This window comes from Kluyvera intermedia, from assembly GCF_021440345.1.
In the GTDB taxonomy this organism is placed as follows: domain Bacteria; phylum Pseudomonadota; class Gammaproteobacteria; order Enterobacterales; family Enterobacteriaceae; genus Kluyvera; species Kluyvera intermedia_A.
The window spans coordinates 138,929-159,375 of sequence record NZ_JAKCNS010000019.1 but is presented as its reverse complement, the minus strand read 5'-3'; the positions used below and the strand labels follow the sequence as shown (position 1 = coordinate 159,375).

Annotated in this window: 17 protein-coding genes and 1 tRNA gene; 4 read left to right on the top strand and 14 right to left on the bottom strand. The window is 49.1% G+C overall.

Features of this window, described 5'->3' with window-relative positions; genetic code table 11:
- Window positions 1-147 precede the first annotated feature (147 nt).
- The 6 genes from LZ634_RS06970 to aspA form a co-directional block, all read right to left on the bottom strand.
- Window positions 148-223, bottom strand: a tRNA-Phe gene (locus LZ634_RS06970).
- Window positions 224-439: 216 nt separating this feature from the next.
- Complete coding sequence (locus LZ634_RS06965; protein WP_234503382.1) at window positions 440-1,015, bottom strand: transcriptional regulator; 576 nt, start codon at window positions 1,013-1,015, stop codon at window positions 440-442.
- 45 nt (window positions 1,016-1,060) lie between these two features.
- A complete protein-coding gene (locus LZ634_RS06960) occupies window positions 1,061-2,797 on the bottom strand; it encodes a protein-disulfide reductase DsbD (RefSeq protein WP_234503380.1) in 1,737 nt (578 codons plus the stop codon).
- Window positions 2,773-3,096 carry a divalent cation tolerance protein CutA gene (gene cutA / locus LZ634_RS06955; protein WP_052284654.1) on the bottom strand — a complete coding sequence of 108 codons (324 nt, stop codon included), beginning with the start codon at window positions 3,094-3,096 and terminating at the stop codon, window positions 2,773-2,775. Before cutA ends, LZ634_RS06960 begins: the two co-directional genes overlap by 25 nt.
- Window positions 3,097-3,206: 110 nt before the next feature.
- Window positions 3,207-4,508: an anaerobic C4-dicarboxylate transporter gene (locus LZ634_RS06950; protein WP_234503378.1), complete on the bottom strand. Its 1,302-nt coding sequence runs from the start codon at window positions 4,506-4,508 to the stop codon at window positions 3,207-3,209.
- Window positions 4,509-4,618: 110 nt separating this feature from the next.
- Window positions 4,619-6,055, bottom strand: a complete 1,437-nt coding sequence (aspA, locus tag LZ634_RS06945; RefSeq protein WP_234503376.1) for an aspartate ammonia-lyase — start codon at window positions 6,053-6,055, stop codon at window positions 4,619-4,621.
- A gap of 338 nt (window positions 6,056-6,393) precedes the next feature.
- Here aspA and LZ634_RS06940 point away from each other — a divergent pair, with 338 nt between their 5' ends.
- On the top strand, window positions 6,394-6,870 hold the full coding sequence (locus LZ634_RS06940; protein WP_234503373.1) for an FxsA family protein: 477 nt from the start codon (window positions 6,394-6,396) through the stop codon (window positions 6,868-6,870).
- A 50-nt stretch (window positions 6,871-6,920) separates the two neighbouring features.
- Here LZ634_RS06940 and yjeH read toward each other — a convergent pair whose 3' ends face one another.
- Window positions 6,921-8,165 carry an L-methionine/branched-chain amino acid transporter gene (gene yjeH, locus LZ634_RS06935; protein ID WP_234503370.1) on the bottom strand — a complete coding sequence of 415 codons (1,245 nt, stop codon included), beginning with the start codon at window positions 8,163-8,165 and terminating at the stop codon, window positions 6,921-6,923.
- A 251-nt stretch (window positions 8,166-8,416) separates the two neighbouring features.
- Here yjeH and LZ634_RS06930 point away from each other — a divergent pair, with 251 nt between their 5' ends.
- From LZ634_RS06930 to LZ634_RS06920, 3 genes are all read left to right on the top strand, one after another.
- On the top strand, window positions 8,417-8,710 hold the full coding sequence (locus tag LZ634_RS06930) for a co-chaperone GroES (RefSeq protein WP_003855929.1): 294 nt from the start codon (window positions 8,417-8,419) through the stop codon (window positions 8,708-8,710).
- A 33-nt stretch (window positions 8,711-8,743) separates the two neighbouring features.
- A complete protein-coding gene (gene groL / locus LZ634_RS06925) occupies window positions 8,744-10,387 on the top strand; it encodes a chaperonin GroEL (protein WP_234503368.1) in 1,644 nt (547 codons plus the stop codon).
- A gap of 133 nt (window positions 10,388-10,520) precedes the next feature.
- Window positions 10,521-10,874 carry a DUF4156 domain-containing protein gene (locus tag LZ634_RS06920; protein WP_234503365.1) on the top strand — a complete coding sequence of 118 codons (354 nt, stop codon included), beginning with the start codon at window positions 10,521-10,523 and terminating at the stop codon, window positions 10,872-10,874.
- 44 nt (window positions 10,875-10,918) lie between these two features.
- Here LZ634_RS06920 and yjeJ read toward each other — a convergent pair whose 3' ends face one another.
- The 7 genes from yjeJ to LZ634_RS06885 all read right to left on the bottom strand — a co-directional run bounded on the left by yjeJ (window position 10,919) and on the right by LZ634_RS06885 (window position 20,420).
- Window positions 10,919-11,782, bottom strand: a complete 864-nt coding sequence (gene yjeJ / locus LZ634_RS06915) for a YjeJ family protein (protein WP_234503362.1) — start codon at window positions 11,780-11,782, stop codon at window positions 10,919-10,921.
- A 31-nt stretch (window positions 11,783-11,813) separates the two neighbouring features.
- On the bottom strand, window positions 11,814-13,928 hold the full coding sequence (locus LZ634_RS06910) for a peptidase domain-containing ABC transporter (protein ID WP_234503361.1): 2,115 nt from the start codon (window positions 13,926-13,928) through the stop codon (window positions 11,814-11,816).
- On the bottom strand, window positions 13,921-15,207 hold the full coding sequence (locus LZ634_RS06905; RefSeq protein WP_234503358.1) for an HlyD family secretion protein: 1,287 nt from the start codon (window positions 15,205-15,207) through the stop codon (window positions 13,921-13,923). Before LZ634_RS06905 ends, LZ634_RS06910 begins: the two co-directional genes overlap by 8 nt.
- A 123-nt stretch (window positions 15,208-15,330) precedes the next feature.
- Window positions 15,331-15,699, bottom strand: a complete 369-nt coding sequence (locus tag LZ634_RS06900; RefSeq protein WP_234503355.1) for a hypothetical protein — start codon at window positions 15,697-15,699, stop codon at window positions 15,331-15,333.
- A 405-nt stretch (window positions 15,700-16,104) separates the two neighbouring features.
- A complete protein-coding gene (locus tag LZ634_RS06895) occupies window positions 16,105-17,127 on the bottom strand; it encodes a fimbrial protein (protein ID WP_234503352.1) in 1,023 nt (340 codons plus the stop codon).
- A 23-nt stretch (window positions 17,128-17,150) separates the two neighbouring features.
- Window positions 17,151-19,703, bottom strand: a complete 2,553-nt coding sequence (locus tag LZ634_RS06890) for a fimbria/pilus outer membrane usher protein (RefSeq protein ID WP_234503349.1) — start codon at window positions 19,701-19,703, stop codon at window positions 17,151-17,153.
- Window positions 19,704-19,733: 30 nt separating this feature from the next.
- Window positions 19,734-20,420: a molecular chaperone gene (locus tag LZ634_RS06885; protein ID WP_234503346.1), complete on the bottom strand. Its 687-nt coding sequence runs from the start codon at window positions 20,418-20,420 to the stop codon at window positions 19,734-19,736.
- Window positions 20,421-20,447: the final 27 nt, after the last annotated feature.

Below are 20,447 nucleotides of genomic sequence, written 5' to 3'. Positions count from 1 at the left end.
GATTCGCTGAACGTCGGCGGCATGTTCGAAGCCTGGTTTTAAGTGATGGGGCCAAACGTGTTTATCGATGGTTTGAAAGAGGGTAGATACGGGAAGCCCGAGCGCTGAAAAGCAAAAACCCAGCCATAGGCTGGGTTCTTTAAATAGTGGTGCCCGGACTCGGAATCGAACCAAGGACACGGGGATTTTCAATCCCCTGCTCTACCGACTGAGCTATCCGGGCAACGGAGCGCATTAAACCGTAGTCGCTCCCTTACGTCAACCAAATTCACCGGAAAGTCGTTCAACTGCTTACTATTGCGGCAATTTACGCGTTTTTAACGCATGTTTGCACAAACCTTTCCGGCATTCCTGATAAATGCCAGAACAGCCAGGACTCGAATAATGAGGAGCCCAGCTGTGAGTTTCCTGTGACTTACCTGTTTTTCAGTGCCAGGTCTTAGGTTAATGCGCCGCCCTGACGGCATTTTGCAAAGCGCAAAATGTCTTCGGCGAGGCGGTGAGCGGTGTCGACATCGATCTGGCTGCGGCTGACCAGCATTCGGCTCAGGCAGCCTTCCAGTACCAGTTGCATCTGTTTGGCAACCATCGCCGGGTCATCGACTTCAAGCTGAGTTAACAGCTCGTGGCTGTACTCGTAGGCGGCCTGCTTTTGTTGATTTGCCAGTTGATGAATAGGGTGGTCCGCCTCCGGGTAGAAGGTGCAGGCGGCAATAAACAGACAGCCCGGGTAGCGATTTTTGTTTACGCATTCGGTCAATGCGGTGTAGCGGGCCAGCAGTTTTTGCTCGGGCGTCATCTCTTCATTCAGCATCAGTTGGCGACGCCATGTCTCAACCTGTTGGCTCAGATAGCGCAGTGCGTCATACAGCAGCGCCTCGCTGTCTGGCCAGAAGCGGCGCAGTTCGTCCAGAGGGCGGTCTACGCGCTCGGCAACCATTTCAAGCGTGGTGCTCGCAATTCCTTCTTGCTCAAGGAGCTGTAGGGCTTTTCCCAGTACGTCTTCGCGTTGCACGGTATTCTCCTCCGTTTCCGACGGCTGTTTGTTTAAAAGTGTTGTCTACGGTTGGCTTTCACGCAAATGCGCGCGGAAGGTGTTGGCATCCATAAATCCAGTCACCCGCAGTGCAGGCTGCTCGTTGCCATCTTCATCAAAGAAGAGGATTGTTGGCAGTCCCAGTACCTGTAAATGTTTTAGCAGCGCCACGTCCTGCGCGCTGTTGGCAGTGACATCGGCCTGTAGTAGTACGGTGTTTTGCAGCGCCTGCTGCACCTGCGGGTCGCTGAAAGTGTATTTTTCAAATTCTTTGCAGGCCACGCACCAGTCGGCATACAGATCGAGCATAACCGGTTTGCCGCGGGCGTTAGCCAGCGAGGTTTCTAAGGTTTCCACGTTGCTGATGCGGGTGAAATTCAGATGTGCCTGGGTCTGGGTTACGGTGGTACCAAACGCCCAGTCCTGTAGCGGACGTACGCTAATCAGTGCGGCGGCCAGCAGCAGGATTTGCCCGATGCGCTGCCACGGTTTTGTCAGCCCCAGGCTGGTGATAAATGCCCAGCCAAAGAACGCGACGCCGAGCATGGACCAGAGGCGTAATCCCCAGACATCGCCAATTATGCGCTCTAGCAGGAATACCGGCAGGGCGAGGATCACAAAGCCAAACGCGGTTTTGACGTGCGCCATCCACGGCCCGCTTTTTGGCAACAGGCGGTTGCCAAATACGGTGACGATGATCAGCGGCAGCCCCATGCCCAGGGCGTAAAGATAAAGCGTGCCGCCGCCGAGCCACAGGTTACCGCTCTGAGCGATATACAGCAGAATCGCGCTCAGCGGGGCGGTAGTACACGGCGAACAGATAAGCCCGGCAATCGCCCCCATGGCAAATACGCCGCCCGCCGAGCCGCCCTGCTGGCGGTTGCTCATTAACGTGAGGCGGGTTTGCAGCGATGACGGTAGCTGGAGTGAGAAAGCGCCAAACATCGACAGTGCCAGCAGGATAAACACCACCGACAGGCCAATTAGCACGTAAGGATGCTGGAGAGCGGCCTGGAACTGCATGCCAGCTGCGGCGACTACCAGACCCAGTGCGGTGTAGGTTAGCGCCATGCCCTGGACGTAGATAAAGGCTAGCAGCAGGGCTCGGGCGGTGGAGAGGCGCTGTTTACCGCCCAGAACGATGCCGGAAATCAGGGGATACATCGGCAGAACGCAGGGGGTGAAGGCGATGCCAATGCCGATTAGCAGTGCCCAAAGGGCGCTGAACGGGAGATCGGTACTGGAGTCGCCCCTCACCCCGGAGGGGAGAGGGGGAGGAGTTTGTGTGGCTTTCAGCCCGGCACTTTTTTCGGAAGAGAGCGTTTGAGCCTGAGCCGCAACGGCATTTAGCGGCACGGTTTTGGTTTCCGGCGGGTAGCAGAATCCGGCGTCGGCGCAGCCCTGGTAAGTCACCGTCAGCGTTGCGCCTTGCGAAGCTTGGGTTAACTCGACCGGGACGGTCAGGCGTTGGCGGTAGATTTCGCTTTTGCCGTAAAACTCATCGTTATGCCACTCGCCTTTGGGCAACTGGAGCGGAGCGATGCTGGCATTAGCTGGGTTAACCTGAATCTGTTGGCGGTACAGGTAGTAGCCGTCTTTGACCTGCCAGGTCAGATTGACATCGTGTTGGTTCTGCTGAAAATCAAAGGTAAATGCCTGATCGGCAGGAACAAAATTAGAGCGGCCGGGCGCGTCAAACAGCCCGGCGAAGGCCGATGTGCTGCACAGCAGCAGGATCAGCGTAAGGAAGCGTTGAGCCATGAGAGGTAGTCGGTATCTGCGTGAGTAACGGGTAAAACCAGGAGTTCGGGCGTTTGATACGGGTGATGGGCCTTGAGGCAGTCGAGCAGCGCCTGCTGGTGGGCGAGGTCGGTTTTTAGCAGCATCTGCACTTCATACTCCTGTTCCAGTTTCCCTTCCCAGTAGTACAGCGACGTTGCGCCGGGCAACAGGGTGGCACAGGCCGCGAGTTTTTCAGCCAATACTTTCGCCGCCAGGTCCTGGGCGGTCGCTTCATCAGGAGCAGTACAGAGAACCACAACAGCGTCGGGAGTACTCATTGTCACCTCGTATCGATGAAAAGAAGCACTATAGCACGGTGAGTTATCGGGGTTGAATGCATCGGGCCGCAGAGCGGCCCGACTTTAACGATTTTTACAGGCTAGGGCGGTTAGAGGATCAGACCACCGAAGATAAAGCCGAGGATTACGCACAGGGTAATGGCGATGACGCCAGGGATTAGAAACGCGTGGTTAAACACGTATTTACCGATTCGTGTTGATCCGGTGTCGTCCATTTCTACCGCGGCTAACAGCGTTGGATAGGTTGGCAGAACGAACAGTGCCGAGACCGCCGCGAAAGAGGCAATCGCGGTCAGCGGAGTGACGCCCAGCAACAGCGCTGCAGGCATCAGCGCTTTGGTGGTCGCCGCCTGGGAGTAAAGCAGGGTCGCAGCAAAGAACAGCACTACCGCCAGCAGCCACGGGTAGTTGTTCAGCAGGTCGCCTGCCACTGCCTGGATATCGGCGATATGCGCTTTCACGAAGGTATCGCCCAGCCATGCCACGCCCAGTACGCACACACAGGCACTCATACCGGATTTAAAGGTGCTGGCATTGAGGATTTCGCCGGTATCGATTTTGCAGGTGATGCTGATCAGAGTGGCGATGGTTAGCATGAATACCACAATCGCTTCGTTACGTGGCAGAACGGGGTTCTGGATAAGCCCAACGGTGTCACTGATAGCAGTGGCATAGAACATGACCGCCACGATACCGATCAGGAAGAACAGCACGGAGCGTTTGGCATGGGGTTTCAGCTCTAAAGTTTGGCTGCCGCGTAGGCGCACCTCGCCTTTTGCCAGGCGCTCCTGGTACACCGGGTCGTCCTTCAGCTCACAGCCGAGGAAGTTACACACCACGGAGGTCAGCAGGACGGCAATCAATGTGACCGGAATACAGATGGAGAGCAGCGTCAGGTAGCTGACGCCCAGCGGTTCCAGGATCCCAGCAAAGAACACCACTGCCGCCGAAATTGGCGAGGCAGTAATCGCAATTTGTGAGGCAACAACGGCGATAGAGAGCGGTCGGGAAGGGCGAATGCCCTGCTCTTTAGCGACTTCGGTGATCACCGGCAGCGTGGAGAACGCGGTATGACCGGTACCTGCCAGAATAGTCATAAACCAGGTGACTAGCGGGGCGAGGAAGGTGATGTATTTTGGATGGCGGCGGAGCATTCGCTCAGCCAGGCTGACCAGATAATCCATACCGCCCGCCACCTGCATAGCGGCAATGGCGGCGATAACTGCCATGATGATTTCGATAACGTCAAAGGGGATCGCACCGGGTTTTATCTGGAAGATAAGTGTTAAAACCAGTACGCCTAAGCCACCGGCAAAGCCGATGCCTATTCCTCCGAGTCTTGCCCCCAAATAGATGGCAAGAAGCACAATGACCAATTCTGCTCCAAACATATTAGCCTTCCTTGTTTACGAGATTGATGTGTAATTGTTGTGTTTTCGTGAATTATAGAAACAAAAAAGGCATGTCATCATGACATGCCTCGGTTATTTAGTCTGAAAGACTACTGCTCGCTTTCATCGGTATATCGCTTGGCTTTATAGGCTGGGTGCATCAGGTTTTGTGGGGAGAAGATGTCATCCAGCTCCGCCTCGGTCAACAGTCCGCGCTCCAGCACCACTTCACGCACGCTCTTCCCGGTTTCGGCACAGATTTTCCCGACGATATCGCCGTTGTGGTGACCGATGAACGGGTTCAGGTAGGTGACAATACCAATAGAGTTGTAGACGTAGCTTTCACACACTTCTTTGTTAGCGGTGATGCCGTCGACACATTTTTCCAGCAGGTTGTAGCAAGCGTTAGTCAGGATGTGGACTGATTCAAACAGCGCCTGGCCGATAACCGGTTCCATCACGTTCAGCTGCAGCTGGCCCGCTTCGGAAGCCATGGTGACGGTGGTATCGTTGCCGATAACTTTGAAGCACACCTGGTTTACCACTTCTGGCACCACCGGGTTTACTTTCGCCGGCATGATAGAAGAGCCGGCCTGCAATTCTGGCAGGTTTATTTCGTTCAGACCCGCGCGTGGGCCGGAGGAGAGCAGGCGAAGGTCATTACAGATCTTCGACATTTTCACCGCCAGGCGTTTCAGCGAGCTGTGCACCATTACGTAGGCGCCGCAGTCGGAAGTCGCTTCAATCAGGTCTTCCGCTGGTACAACGGCCAGGTTGCTGACTTCAGCCAGCTTTTGCACCGCCAGCTGCTGATAGCCATCCGGAGTGTTCAGACGCGTGCCGATAGCGGTAGCGCCAAGGTTTACTTCCAGCAGCAGTTCCGCGGTACGCAGCAGGTTCTTGGTTTCTTCATTAAGCAGGACGCTAAACGCGTGGAATTCCTGACCGAGGGTCATCGGTACGGCATCCTGCAGCTGGGTACGACCCATTTTCAGAACGTCCTGGAACTCAACCGCTTTACGCTGGAAGCCTTCGCCCAACTGGTGGATAGCATCAATCAGCTTGAGAATAGAGGTGTAGACCGCGATGCGGAAACCGGTTGGGTAAGCATCGTTGGTGGATTGGCATTTGTTGACGTGGTCGTTCGGGTTGAGGAACTGGTATTCGCCTTTCTGGTGGCCCATCAGTTCCAGACCAATATTCGCCAGCACTTCGTTGGTATTCATGTTAACGGAGGTGCCAGCGCCGCCCTGGTAGACGTCTACCGGGAATTGATCCATGCACTTGCCGTTATTCAGAACTTCGTCACATGCAGCAATAATAGCGTTGGCGACGCCTTTCGGAATGGTTTGCAGCTCTTTGTTTGCCATTGCCGCCGCTTTCTTCACCATCACCATCCCACGTACAAATTCTGGGATATCGCTGATTTTACTGTTACTGATGTAAAAGTTTTCAATCGCTCTCAGAGTATGAACGCCGTAGTAAGCGTCAGCAGGAACTTCCCTGGTACCCAACAGATCTTCTTCGATACGAATGTTGTTTAGCATGTGAACCTTCTTTTTGCGAGCTGCCAATGATTTCACCAAGTACGCAGGATTTTTGAATTCATGCGCTTTTCTTACCGCAGATTATTTCCTTAATCGGCCTAGTGTCCATGATCATATGCTGATGATAGCGGATTGCAGTTATCTGGATCACTTATTATCTGGTGAACCCGATAAGAATTATTGATTTGTGAAATGAATCACCGCTTGACGAATGTTGACAAAATTATCCATCTGCGCTGATTGAAATACGACGATCCACCACCATTTAAATCTAGTGCAGAGAACCATGAATCGCTGCCTGCGCGTCGTACGCGTTGTTTACCTCACAGGAGATGCCAGTGCGCTGGATACCGTTAATCGCAATTTTTCTCTATGTTTACATTGAGATATCTATTTTTATCCAGGTCGCCCATGTGTTTGGCGTCCTGATGACACTGATTTTGGTTATTTTTACTTCGGTTATCGGCATGTCACTGGTGCGTAACCAGGGGTTCAAAAACCTGATGCTGATGCAGGAAAAAATGCAGGCGGGTGAAAGCCCGGCCGCGGAGATGATCAAAAGCGTATCGCTGATCCTCGCCGGTTTGCTGCTGCTGCTGCCGGGTTTCTTTACCGACTTCCTCGGTTTGATACTGTTGCTGCCGCCGGTGCAAAAACACCTGACCATGAAGCTGATGCCTTATCTGCATTTTAATCGTATGCCGGGCGGCGGTTTCGCGGGTGGTACCACGAGTGGACAGACCTTTGACGGGGAGTATCAGCGTAAGGACGAACGTCCGGATCAGATTGACCACAAAGACGATAATCGCCCGTAATCTTTTTATCGCGATGAAAAAAGCCGGATATCTCTCCGGCTTTTTTGTTGTTACGCGGTGACTATACGCCGCTTAGGCAGCAGCAGCCACAGCATGAACAGCATCACGATGGCATACAGACTCTTCCAACCCACCATCGCCAGCAGCATGACGCACAGTGCAACGCCAATAACCGACAGCACCCGAAAACGGCCGGTGAGCAGCTTGCAGCCCGCCAGCATGCACAGCAGATAAATCATGATAAAGATGCCGTTGGCGTAGATGATCAGTGCATCGAGATTGATATTGAGCCAATAGCTCGCCAGCGTACTGACCATGCAGCTACCAATCACCACGTTGAGCGCATTGCGTGGTACCCGATTAGGCGACAGGCGTGCCAGATAGCTGGTGGGTTTGTACTGCGCCTGCGACCAGACCAGCCGGGCAAAGCTTTGGATATAGATATTGGTGCTGGCAAAGCAGGCGAGAAAACCGATGACGCTTGCCACCCACAGCGCTTTGACACCGAACAACTGCACCACGATAGTGGGCAACGATGCCGCCGCGGTATTGGCCGCGCCGTAGGCATGAAAACGAAGGACCAGGACGGTACAGGCCCAGTAAACCACGCCGGCTAGCAGCAGGCCGATAATGAGCGCACGCGGGAAATCGCGTTCCGGGTGGCGAAACTCGGAAGCCATATGCGCGAAGGCCTCTAGGCCAACAAAACACCAGAACATCACCGACAGGGCGGCAAACAGCTGTGAATGGTTAATTTCCGCGATCGCCGGGAAAGGGATCTCACTTACCGCGATATCGCCGTAGATCCAAATGGCTGCCAGCAGCGCAACAATCATGATGGCAACCAGCGTCTGAATATTGGCGCTGGAACTGGCGCCGCGTGAGCCGAGCCACCAAATGATACCCAGCGTGGCGACCTCGGCTATCAGCAGCTGCCAGCCGTGCCAGCCGAATAGCGCCTGTGCGAATCCAGAGGCGATATGTAAGGCAGCAGGTAGGCCAACGGGGATGACCGAGAGAAATAGCCAGCCGGTTACGCGAGCCAGACGAGGACCAAAGGCCATCTCGACAAAGTGTGCGACGCCGCCAGCGCTGGGGAAGTGGCGGCCAAGTAGGGCGAAAACAATCGCTACCGGAAACACCAATACAATCAACGCAGGCCAGGCCCACAGGCTGTTGTTGCCAGCCACCAACGCACCGAGCGCCGGGACGGCAAAAACGCCGGTACCTAGCAGCGACGTCGACAATAATCCGATTCCCTGAGCTAACCCAAGCTCTTGTTTTAGTTCTGCCATGCTCTTCGCCTACACCCTAAAAAAGAGCACGATTTTACCACATCGGGTTGGGTGATGACCCCGCGTCATTGTGCTGTAGTCAGCACGTATTTCAGTGATTTATCGTGATTGTCCGTCGGTAAAAAATTTTTTTTAGGTTTCCCCCTTGAAGGGGAAAAGAACACCCCCATCTCTCTGGCACTAGCCGGAAAACCGTGTACGGCCCGGCGTCATCCATAACTGATAATGACTTTCTCAAAGGAGAGCTATCAATGAGTATTCGTCCGCTACATGATCGTGTGATCGTCAAACGTAAAGAAGTTGAAACCAAATCTGCAGGCGGCATCGTGCTGACCGGTTCTGCAGCAGCTAAATCAACTCGTGGCGAAATCATCGCTGTCGGTAAGGGCCGCATTCTGGAAAACGGAACCGTGCAGCCGCTGGACGTTAAAGTTGGTGACATCGTGATTTTCAACGACGGCTACGGCGTGAAATCTGAGAAGATCGACAATGAAGAAGTGTTGATCATGTCTGAAAGCGACATCCTGGCAATTGTTGAAGCGTAAGTAACGCGCGAACGAATTTGAGGAATAGAAGAAATGGCAGCTAAAGACGTAAAATTTGGTAACGACGCTCGTGTGAAAATGCTGCGCGGCGTTAACGTACTGGCAGATGCAGTTAAAGTAACCCTGGGCCCTAAAGGCCGTAACGTGGTTCTGGACAAATCTTTCGGTGCACCAACCATCACTAAAGATGGTGTTTCCGTAGCACGTGAAATCGAACTGGAAGACAAGTTTGAAAACATGGGCGCGCAGATGGTGAAAGAAGTTGCCTCTAAAGCGAACGACGCTGCAGGCGACGGTACCACCACCGCAACCGTACTGGCTCAGGCTATCATCACTGAAGGTCTGAAAGCCGTTGCTGCGGGCATGAACCCAATGGATCTGAAACGTGGTATCGACAAAGCTGTCGCTTCCGCTGTTGAAGAACTGAAAGCACTGTCCGTACCTTGCTCTGATTCTAAAGCTATCGCTCAGGTTGGTACCATCTCTGCTAACTCCGACGAAACCGTGGGTAAACTGATCGCTGAAGCGATGGACAAAGTGGGCAAAGAAGGCGTTATCACCGTTGAAGACGGTACTGGCCTGGAAGATGAGCTGGACGTCGTTGAAGGTATGCAGTTCGACCGTGGCTACCTGTCCCCATACTTCATCAACAAACCAGAAACGGGTGCTGTTGAGCTGGAAAGCCCATTCATCCTGCTGGCTGACAAAAAAATCTCCAACATCCGCGAAATGCTGCCAGTTTTGGAAGCCGTTGCGAAAGCAGGCAAACCACTGCTGATCATCGCTGAAGATGTTGAAGGCGAAGCGCTGGCGACTCTGGTGGTTAACACCATGCGTGGCATCGTGAAAGTGGCTGCGGTTAAAGCACCTGGCTTCGGCGACCGTCGTAAAGCTATGCTGCAGGACATCGCAACTCTGACCGGCGGTACCGTTATCTCTGAAGAGATCGGCATGGAGCTGGAAAAAGCGACCCTGGAAGACATGGGCCAGGCTAAACGCGTTGTGATCAACAAAGACACCACCACCATCATCGATGGCGTGGGTGAAGAAACTGCGATTCAGGGCCGTGTTGCTCAGATCCGTAAGCAGATTGAAGAAGCAACTTCTGACTACGACCGTGAAAAACTGCAGGAACGCGTAGCGAAACTGGCTGGCGGCGTTGCAGTAATCAAAGTCGGTGCAGCTACCGAAGTTGAAATGAAAGAGAAAAAAGCACGCGTTGACGATGCTCTGCACGCGACCCGTGCTGCGGTTGAAGAAGGCGTGGTTGCCGGTGGTGGTGTTGCGCTGATTCGCGTAGCGTCCAAACTGGGTGAACTGCGTGGCCAGAACGAAGACCAGAACGTGGGTATCAAAGTTGCGCTGCGCGCAATGGAAGCTCCACTGCGTCAGATCGTTCTGAACTGCGGCGAAGAGCCATCTGTTGTTGCTAACACCGTGAAAGCGGGCGACGGCAACTACGGTTACAACGCAGCAACCGAAGAATACGGCAACATGATCGACATGGGTATCCTGGACCCAACTAAAGTGACCCGTTCTGCTCTGCAGTACGCCGCTTCCGTTGCTGGTCTGATGATCACCACCGAATGTATGGTGACCGACCTGCCTAAAGGTGACGCACCTGACTTAGGTGCTGCCGGTATGGGCGGCATGGGTGGTATGGGCGGCATGATGTAATCGTGCGCTATACCCCATAGCATAAAGAAACCCCCGAACAGAAATGTTCGGGGGTTTTTCTTTTGGTCATCTTTTTAGTATAAGGTTTACACACGGACGGCTTGCGTCCAGCTCATTGATTATGGGGAATAACATGCAGGTGAAATTTTTAGCAGGGATTGTTGGCGCAGCGCTGTTATTGGCTGGCTGTAGCTCTACCACGGAGCTAACCGCAGGTGGCCAGAATGTGCGCTTTGTCGAAGATAAACCGGGTGCAGAGTGCCAGTTGATGGGAACGGCTACCGGGACGCAGGGTAACTGGCTCTCCGGCCAGCAGGGCGCAGAGGGTGGTTCAATGCGCGGTGCGGCGAATGCGCTGCGTAACCATGCGGCTGAACTGGGTGGTAACGTGATTTATGGCGTAAGCAGCCCGACGCAAGGCGTGCTGTCTAGCTTTGTTCCTACCGATAGCGAAATGAACGGCCAGGTTTATAAGTGCCCGAACTGATATACCGAGCCTCCCTCTGTGAAAATGGAGAGAGGCTTAACGGTTCAGGCATTTAAAGAGGCCTGCGTATCGAGGTAAAAGGCATGTAATGGCCTCAGGCACTCTTCCCGCGTGAGTATCTTTTCAGAATGGGTGGATATGACACGGGTAAAAATCTGACACGCCCGTTTATCATCACGAGTGGCCTGAAGCATTGGGTATCTCTCCAGAGTATGCATTACAATATTATTTTCTTCCTCTGAAGGGTGATCTACGCTAGTTCTAATTACCGCGCCGGAAAGTATTTTTTTTCCTTCTGTCGTATTGAAGCAAAATAAGATTGCAAGATGATGGTTAAACAGTAACTGCTTCCAATCATCCTGCGGGTACTGCTGGTAGTTCATAGCTTCGGTATTGTTCAAACTGGTGGTATAAAGCATCAAGTGGTTCACCGTAGAAGCACAATGTTGAATTAGCTCTGTTTCGCCGGCATGAATTAATGCCTGCTGGATGGCCAAGATCAGCGGCCCGGCCAACATATCGTCGATGTACAAAAGGGCAATCATGTCATTCTGCAACGTTGCGATAAGAGTTGAGATAGATTCTCCCGGTTTTAGCATAAGTGACATCACCCGTCTTTCCGGATTGGGCTGTTGTAGTTCCTCAGTCTCTATTTTTGGCGTATGGTTAACTAACATTTCAGAGTAGGCGCGGAGGTTTTTTCCGTATGTCTCCCCTTCACAAATTAGGTGTTTTGCGACAATCGTCATACGATTGCGCAAAATCATTAGTAGTGAGATTAATTCAGGAACCTGTAGATAATAATGCTTATATCGGCCGTCTGATTGTTGAGTCTTTATTAGCAGCGATAAAAAGCGATTTTCATATTTGATCACTGCTGTGTTGATACCTTTAATCATATTTTGCATAGGATTTTCCTTTCCAGATTTAATGTTCAACCTATATTGAATGATATTGTGATAAGTCGATGATGCGATCGGCTGAAGCAATGGTAGATGGCCGGTGCGCAACGATAATTCGGGTGATACTTAGGCTGGAAATTGAACGATTGATAGCCGATTCATTATTCAGGTCTAAATGATTGGTGGCTTCATCCATAAAAAGAATACTGGGTTTCCGGTAGAGTGCGCGGGCGATCAAAATGCGTTGTTTCTGTCCTCCTGAAATGCCTAGACCGAGCTCACCAACGATGGTTTCATACCCCATAGGCATTTTCATAATCTCATCATGGATATTGCAATGTCTGGTACATTCAATGATCCATTCCATTTTTATATTATCATCAAAGCCACTGATATTTTCGATCAGTGACCCTGAAAACAGGCGATCTTCCTGAAGCACGCAGGATATCCCCTGTCGATAGTTGTTTAAGCCAATTTTCTGGATGTCGAGATTATCCGCAAGTACATCCCCTTGTGTCGGTGAAAGCAGGCCACACATAATTTTTAGAAGCGTTGTTTTTCCCACACCCGATGGCCCGATTAAAGCAACCGATTCGCCAGGAGCTATGTTGAGGTTCAGATTTGCAATAATGGGTTGTGAAAAAGGATCGTATTGGTAGCTGAGATTTTTAATCTCAAGCCGAGCTCCTGCACCTTCAGAAAATACGCGACGTGGGGGCAATGATTTTTCCGGTTCACAGAACACTATTTCTGAAAGACGTTCGTTATGCAATGACAGCATTCGTAGCTGCATACAAAGATCGATTAAGCTGGAAGCTCGTTGAGAAAACTGGCCTCGATAGGCATTAAACGCCATAAACATACCCAGCGTCATATTATTATCGATGACCATAATTGCACCAAGCCACAGTATGACGACTTGATCGATTGACGTAATGAGAGTGTTTATACCGCCAAACAGCATATCGAATCGTGTTTGTTTAATACCGGCATTACAGGCGTCAATATTGAGATTTAGCCAGTGCTGGGAGCGACGTCCTTGGAGATTGAGCGCTTTGATTGTTGCAATGCCATACAGCGATTCCATAAAATGCGAACCGGACCGCGCTCCTTTCACGACCTGTTCTTCAGCAACGCGGCGGTAAAAACGGTAAGTCAGCAACCGCATTAGTGCATAGCAAAAGGTAAAGCCTACCACGACCCATACCAGCCAGCCGCCATACAGTGTAAGCATGATAAGCAGCCCGACAGTCATGATTGAGTCCATAATTCCGGTTACGATGCTGCTTGTGAAGGTTGAGCGAATAGTATCCAGTGATGTAAAGCGGGACTGAATATCACCAAGATGCCTTTTTTCAAAGAATGACAAGGGCAGGTTAGTCATGTGATCAAATAACGATGTTTTCCATTGAATATTGGTCAGTGTATTCAGCGTCAACGAAGTCCAGGATCGTAACATACTGATAAAAGTGCGGAATAATGTAAAAAAAACGAGCCCTATACAAATAATCGATAATAAGTTTTGATCGTGAGCCATGATGACGTGGTCAGTAACCAACTGAGTCCCTACTGGCAGTAATAAACCTATTGCTTCGATCACAATGGAATAAGCGAAAATCTTTAGTAATACAGACTTTAAACCGACGATGTTGTTCATCAGGTCTAACAGACGTAGCCGAGATTTGGCTTTTTTTTGTTGAAAATTTTGATCTGGCCAGAGCTCTAATGCTATGCCGGTGAAATGGTTCGACATTTCCTGCAGGCCAATGATTCGTTTGCCTAATGATGGGTCATGAATGATATAGCTGGATTTACAGACTTTGGTCAGCACCACATAGTGGTTCATTTCCCAATGAATGATGCAGGGAAGTTTTAACTGCTTAATTTCATTTAGATCTAAAGTGAGTGCTCGACTCTTTAAACCGGCTTGCCCGGCTGTCTGGCTTAGTGATAGCAGGCTTGAACCTTGTGAAGGGCTACCGTAATGGTGGCGGAAGTTAAAGAGGTCAATATGCTGACCATAAAAACTGCAGATCATCGCCAGGCAGGCTATGCCACACTCTGTTGCTTCAGATTGCAATATAACTGAAGTCTTTTTCCGCAGCGAAAAATCAATCTTAGAAATTATATCTGAAAATAAATTATTAGTCATCGAGAGGTCCGCTTATGCTCTGGGCCATTTTATAAAACGGAGTAAACATCCACATATAAAGAGGTCGTTTTTCCAGGAATATAACGGCTTGCGCTTTGAGTCCATCAGAGAGGCTGAGTTTTTTTCCGTTATATTCAAACTCTTGATTTTTTATTTTTATTGTTGCTTTATATAGCGCGAGCTCCTGCTGAACCGCTCCATTGTTAACGTTAGTATATTCAGATAGTTCCTTGCGTGACGCAGGCATGGATGAAATTGACATTACTTGGCCCGGGAATTGGCCAAATTTATCCGCTGGAAATGCATCATAGCGAATGTTGATGGTGTCTCCCGATTGAACATAAGGAATGGCATTGTTTGGCAGCCAAATAATTAGATAATATTCAATTTTCCCTGATGGTTTTATTTGTGCGAGGCTGCTCCCATTATCAACAATTTGACCTTTGGTGACTGATAGAGAATCGATACGACCCTCGGTCATTGCTTTGATTATCAGATTGCCACTTGCATTAGATTCAACGAGTTGATTTTTATAATCGTTAGTCTGGTTGTTTTGATTTAATATCTGATTATCGAAATCAGCGGCTTTAGTTATTTTGTCGCTATTAAGTTGAGTTAGTTGAGACTCAAGCTGCATTTTTTGACTTATCAAAGACTGATAAGCACTTTGTTGCTGGAAGTAGAGTGAGTGCTGGTAGTTATACTGATCTTTAGTAATATATCCCTTTTTTAGATATCCATCGTAGCTTGACAGGTTGTCATGCATTTTTTTTAATCCCACCAGTGTATTATTCAGCATTCGGTTAGTTTCTTTCAATGACTCGGCAGCGGTTTTAAGCTGTGACTCAATTGCACTGACGGTTTCATTTTTATTTCGGGTTAGTTTTTCAATGATTCCCTGTGAGTTAGTGATTTTTTCGTTGATAACACCGATCTGTGTGGCACTGACGTTACCACTGGAAGTGTTTCTAGAGACATCAATTTCATACAGCGGTGAGTTTTTTTGAACCAAGTCGCCAATTTTCACAAACTGATTAACGACTGAGCCCTGCTGAGGAGCGAAAACATTGACGGAATGCGGCAACGTAATGACCTCCCCACGGACATCAATTCGTTGAGTGAACGAACAGAAAGTTATCGTTGCTATCAAGATGATTAAAAAGAGCGCAGAGAGTAATAGTATTATCCACGTGGGTAGGCCAGCTAAAAGTAGCGCTTTTCCCTTCCAGTGGTTTTTCTTGTATTCAACCGCTTCCTTGCGATAAAGATTATTCAACATTATGAGTTACTTTTGAATTCGTTTTAAAAAATGGCTGGTCATTAATTTTAGATATCATCTGGCAACGTTGGCATTATAAAAGGTCCGCATTGCGGACCTTTATATTAAAGCCAATTTATCGTATTAGGCCCAAGGAACGAAGGTGCCTTCTATCGCCCCATCAATGAATGCGGTACCGTAATTATATACGTCATCAAAGCCCGCCAGCCCGCCAGCGATCCCTCCAATTACTGCACCTGCGGCGAGGCCATAAATCATACCAACCCCCTGACCGATGGAACCCACGCCGAGAATACCACCACCGTCGCCACCATGAGCACCGCCAATGATAGTACCAATTGCAGCGCCGGCTGCTGCACCACCTACAATGCCCGCAGCTGCGGAAATACCGTTAGTGACAACGGAGGTGACTGCATTGCTGACAGACGAGAAATTCCAGGTATAGCGCCCACCGGAGACAGCATCCATTTCCATTACAGATAATTGTTTCATATTTATTCCTTTAATTAATAAAGCTAAGGTTAAAATACCGTTACTACGATTAGTCGTAACCAGCGAAGGAAAAATAGCGATGAAGATGCTAGCCATCAACTGAATTAACATGAATTGTTGATGAATTCACGGCCAGAACCCCATGCGGCAACATTCATTCTTGGTTTGAACCGTCTAGATGATTTTTCGCCTCAGATAATTGGGCCTGTATATTTTTGCTGCTAATGGATAACGCGTAGGCGTTATTTTAATTTGGTTATTATTGATAATGTCTTGGTTTATGAATTGATATAAGGTTACTGATATAATGCAGAAGACATTCATCCAGGTGAATGCTGTTGGAAGAGAGCTTGATGCAGGTGTGAATAATATTACTACATCAAACTCTTTTCGGATATTTAGGAACTATTGTTCCTGAATGACAACCTGAAATATTGCTTTAACATTACCTAATGATACTTCTGCAGCATTATCGCTAAAACGATAATAGTCGGCTGTGAAGTCAAAGGATTGTGAGGATTTCACGTTGGCGATTTGGTAGTCATCGGTATTATAGAATTCAACTGGAGTGTTCCCTTTCTTGATAATGATCCCCACTTTTTGAGCAGCTCCTGCTCCGGTTATCTGGTTATCTATAATGCCATCACCAGACGTACTTGCCCCGCTTATAGGGTTAAACCAGTAAGTTACCGTAGTGCCGAGAGATTCCTGAGGGCAATTTAGGTCCATTGTAATGGTCTTTTGTGACGGTGTAATCCCGCCACGGGCTACCGACATGAGATTATCTTTACTGATTTTTTTCAGCGTTATCTGGCTGGATCCTGCGACAGACACATTGCAGGAAGTATTTTTATAATTCAAATTAGATAATTTTATCGTTGCCTGGTAAAGCAGTCGGTCGTTAGGGTTGGGGTTAGTTTGCGGATTACCGGCAGAGAAGCTAATAACGGGATTCATACTGGTGCCGTTAGTGTCGATGGTCGGTTTAGTTTTGATTAACCATACGGTGATAAACTTATAGTTATTTCCCCCCGTAGTGTTTTCGATGGGCACGAGCGTAGAGCCGACGACGGCTGGTACCAATGAACCATTCTTGCTCAGCAGAATGTCTGAAACCTGATAACCAATACCGTCAATACCCGTCTCATAAACGGGTTTCCCCTGAATCCCTGTAACTCCGGCAGCCGCTGGTGCAGTTGAATCAATGATGTACTGGTCATTCATAATTTTACTACACGTAAAAGTTTTATAGGCCCCAGTACCGAATTTTTTGGAATAAAGTACAGCCCCAACTGGAATAGAGGGATCTAGTGCAATACGTGGCGAAAGTGATAATACCTGGCGCTGGATGCTGCCGTCATATGTACATTTTGCCATTGCATTGTTTGCGCAAATTAGTATCACTAACAGAATAAATAGTTTGTTCATTAATCATCGTCCTTGTCTGAATATTAGCGGCAGATAGCTGACGTCTGACTGATTCTAGCCTGCTGGCCATTCCGGTCTGGAAGATTGAAGCTGGCATGACAACGCTGGTTAGGCCCGTCACCCCATTGCACCTTCAGTATCCCTGTTTGTTGCAGACCTGCCAGATAGACCATACCGGCGTCGCTAACGATTCCAGTTTGTGCCTGAGTGTTGTTATTCAAGGAAACCATGGCGCCATATGGAATATCTTTGCCATCTGCTGTTTTCAGATAAATAAAGGCACGCTGCCCAATATTGCCGCTGTAGCTGGCACGAACAATTGCCCCATGAGTCGGTACGACGGACTGGGTTGTCTGCGGCAATTCCATATCATCCCCCAGGCTAGTACTGTCCAGCGTAATATCAGTACTACGGTATGGAGTAACATAAGGCACGATGGCATAGCCGCGATAATCCGTTGTAATCGTGGCGTCGCTGGTTAACTTAACGTCATCCAGACCCGGTGCCTGAACCAGCACCGCGGCATCGGTAATTTGTTGCCCAAAGGTGAGGCCGTTGGCATGGGCAACGATACTGCCGTCTGCACCATAGTCGATGCGTTGGCTATCATGGTTGTAACTATATCCAGCATTGGCGCTACCGTGTGAAGCCGTATAAGTGGCCCGTAAATCACCGCTGTTGAATGACCTATTGTTATAGCCTTCCTGCACGCTCCAATCGAGGCTGTCATTTTCCAGCCCAACACCGCCAACGGTGACGTATTGATCGGTTGCCCCCGGACTGCTGTTGGTGAGCTGATAGCTTGCATAAGAGCCAGGGAGCCAGTTGCTGAACGGAATGGTTACCGTCAGCGTCACTCTCTGGTCGTCCTGAGCATCTTTATCTGAGCTGTCGGAATTCCATGTATAGCGGTTATAGCTATAGCCAATGTAATAGTTGATCCCTCTCCAGCCACCGTTGTAGCCGACGTTGATAGAGCGGTTAGTTCGCTTCTCGTCCCAATAATCTTCAATCAATCCGCTAACTGAGATGCTACCCAATGAGTTACCGAGGCTTTGGTTTACGGTTAGGTTAGTACGATTACGCAGCGAATGAGGCGATGAGTAATTTGAATCTGAGGTGTAAGTATCCAGCACTTCGGATAGGGTATGGAAGCCACTGGTGGAGTAACGATAACCGGCAATAGTGACGTTGGTTCCCGTTTCCAGAATGTTTTTACCGTATCGGATACGCCACGATTGCCCCGATGTTTTGTCTTTATCCTGCTCTTTTGACCAAGCCTGAGTAAGGTCTGCCGAGGCGGCACCAAAGTCACCCAAGCTGTATCCCAGACCTCCAGTCAGAGCCTGGTATTTCGACGCGGCCTGAATGCCCCCATACGCCGTGGTATTGGTCGACAAGCCATAGGTTAATGTCGCCTGCGTGAACGGCGTATTGTCTACATCATTGTCATAGGGGCGGTATTGACCAGAGGTAATTTCATACTGAAACTGGCCTTCTCTGATCATCACCGGCAGGGTGGCAAATGGCACGACAAAGCTTTGCGTTGAGCCATCAGACTCTTCAACAGTTACATACAGATCCCCACTACCCCCGCTGGGATACATATCTGTAATTTCGAAGGCTCCCGGTGCGACGTAGGTCTGATATACCTGATAGCCGTTTTGTTTGATCACTACCCTGGCGTTAGTTTTGGCGATGCCCCGAATGATCGGTGCATAACCGCGCATGCTTTCCGGCAGCATTGAGGTGTCGGTTGCGACCTGAAAACCGGTAAATGGAACGCTGTCAAATATTGATGATAACGATGAGCTTTCACCGACGACGATATTGCTGTTAATCGGCATCAGGCTGCGCTGCATATACAGATATACTGAGTCCCAATCGCCGGCATCACTATTGCTTTTATTCCATGTACTTAGATTTCGTATACGCCATGGACCAAGGTTGAGACCTGACTGTAAGTTGAGGCTGTAATATTCTTCGTCACTTTGATAATCCTCTGAACCGCTGAACTGATAGTTAAGGATCATGGCGTTAATGCCATCATCGTATTTATCCGGGGGGATATACCCCTGGGCTGTTGTAAACATGGCAGCTTGTGGAATGGATATATCTAGTCGTTGTGATGAAAAATCTAAGAGAGTGCTGGCGTCTGGTATAACACTCAGATTAGAACAGCCCTGTTTATCCTCGACCAGGTTAGGAAATGCGCCAACTTTTACACCGTATTCCGATAACGCACTGAGGCTAAAGCAAGGAGTAAGTTTTACCGTGTTGGTGTTTTCAGAATCAATATTGCTATTGTTAGTAATAAAACGGACGTTTTTGGTTTCAAGATAATGGCCATTAAAAACGATATCTACACGATAATCGCCAGGAGCCTGGGTGTTTATACCCTGGTAAACGGATAAGTCAGGGATGTTAGTTGCATCGCCACCATTCACGGCGTTGATGAATGAAGGATCGAAAAAATCGCGGGCCTGGGCTTTATTATTTAAACCAAACAGCAATGCAGGGAGCATTGCTATAAATAATGTCGGTGATTTGCAAAGGCTCTTGTTTTTATTTTGCATAAACACATCCCTTTATAATGCATTGTTTTATTATAGTGATGATGAATAGAGTGAGCCGGCGCCACCGAAATCATTCATTATCTTCCATGAAATACTGGAGCCAGTGACGTTCGTTTTTAGTGTTACGTCTTTTGAGGTCAGCGGTGGAATCGATTTGATTTCATTTTTTATCTCTCTACCACCGATAGTGACCGTATTGAAATAGTAGAAAAAAGGTGTCGGATTATTGATGGTTAGTTTACTACCACTTTTGTGCCAGCTAATTTTTTGTGCTTCACTGTTAATAGACAGACTCGATAATGATTTTGGTCGATAGATCAGACGCATGCGATGGCGAACTGCAAGCTGTATTGTATTGTTTTCAACATACGTATCATCTGCTGGTGGAATCGCCATTACATTAAAATAATAGGTTGACTCGCGATCTGTTGGAGCATTGACGCTACCAGTAGAAAATATGCGTACGGTATTTTTTTGTTTACCTTCCAGACGAAATAGGGGGGGAGTTGCCATAAAGGCTGGCGTAGTACCTTGAGGCATCTCAACCCATGATTTTATCAGGTAAGGAATCTCATCTTTATTCTCTATTTGTGCCGAAATTTCGCGATCGCCTTCCTTATACAGATAACGAGTAGACTCAATAACAATACCCGCACGCACACTGGCACTTAGGCATAGAGATAAAAAAATAGCGCTATGAAGCAGTTTTCTGAGCATATCCATTTCTCAAAAGATAAGAAGGGC

Bases quoted from the DNA above. Each gene is read 5' to 3' on its own strand.
- aspA (WP_234503376.1), bottom strand. From the start codon at position 6,055: ATGCTAAACAACATTCGTATCGAAGAAGATCTGTTGGGTACCAGGGAA.
- LZ634_RS06920 (WP_234503365.1), top strand. From the start codon at position 10,521: ATGCAGGTGAAATTTTTAGCAGGGATTGTTGGCGCAGCGCTGTTATTG.
- cutA (WP_052284654.1), bottom strand. From the start codon at position 3,096: ATGAGTACTCCCGACGCTGTTGTGGTTCTCTGTACTGCTCCTGATGAA.
- LZ634_RS06900 (WP_234503355.1), bottom strand. From the start codon at position 15,699: ATGAAACAATTATCTGTAATGGAAATGGATGCTGTCTCCGGTGGGCGC.
- yjeJ (WP_234503362.1), bottom strand. From the start codon at position 11,782: ATGCAAAATATGATTAAAGGTATCAACACAGCAGTGATCAAATATGAA.
- LZ634_RS06905 (WP_234503358.1), bottom strand. From the start codon at position 15,207: ATGTTGAATAATCTTTATCGCAAGGAAGCGGTTGAATACAAGAAAAAC.
- groL (WP_234503368.1), top strand. From the start codon at position 8,744: ATGGCAGCTAAAGACGTAAAATTTGGTAACGACGCTCGTGTGAAAATG.
- LZ634_RS06895 (WP_234503352.1), bottom strand. From the start codon at position 17,127: ATGAACAAACTATTTATTCTGTTAGTGATACTAATTTGCGCAAACAAT.
- LZ634_RS06890 (WP_234503349.1), bottom strand. From the start codon at position 19,703: ATGCAAAATAAAAACAAGAGCCTTTGCAAATCACCGACATTATTTATA.
- yjeH (WP_234503370.1), bottom strand. From the start codon at position 8,165: ATGGCAGAACTAAAACAAGAGCTTGGGTTAGCTCAGGGAATCGGATTA.
- LZ634_RS06910 (WP_234503361.1), bottom strand. From the start codon at position 13,928: ATGACTAATAATTTATTTTCAGATATAATTTCTAAGATTGATTTTTCG.
- LZ634_RS06885 (WP_234503346.1), bottom strand. From the start codon at position 20,420: ATGCTCAGAAAACTGCTTCATAGCGCTATTTTTTTATCTCTATGCCTA.
- LZ634_RS06930 (WP_003855929.1), top strand. From the start codon at position 8,417: ATGAGTATTCGTCCGCTACATGATCGTGTGATCGTCAAACGTAAAGAA.
- LZ634_RS06960 (WP_234503380.1), bottom strand. From the start codon at position 2,797: ATGGCTCAACGCTTCCTTACGCTGATCCTGCTGCTGTGCAGCACATCG.
- LZ634_RS06950 (WP_234503378.1), bottom strand. From the start codon at position 4,508: ATGTTTGGAGCAGAATTGGTCATTGTGCTTCTTGCCATCTATTTGGGG.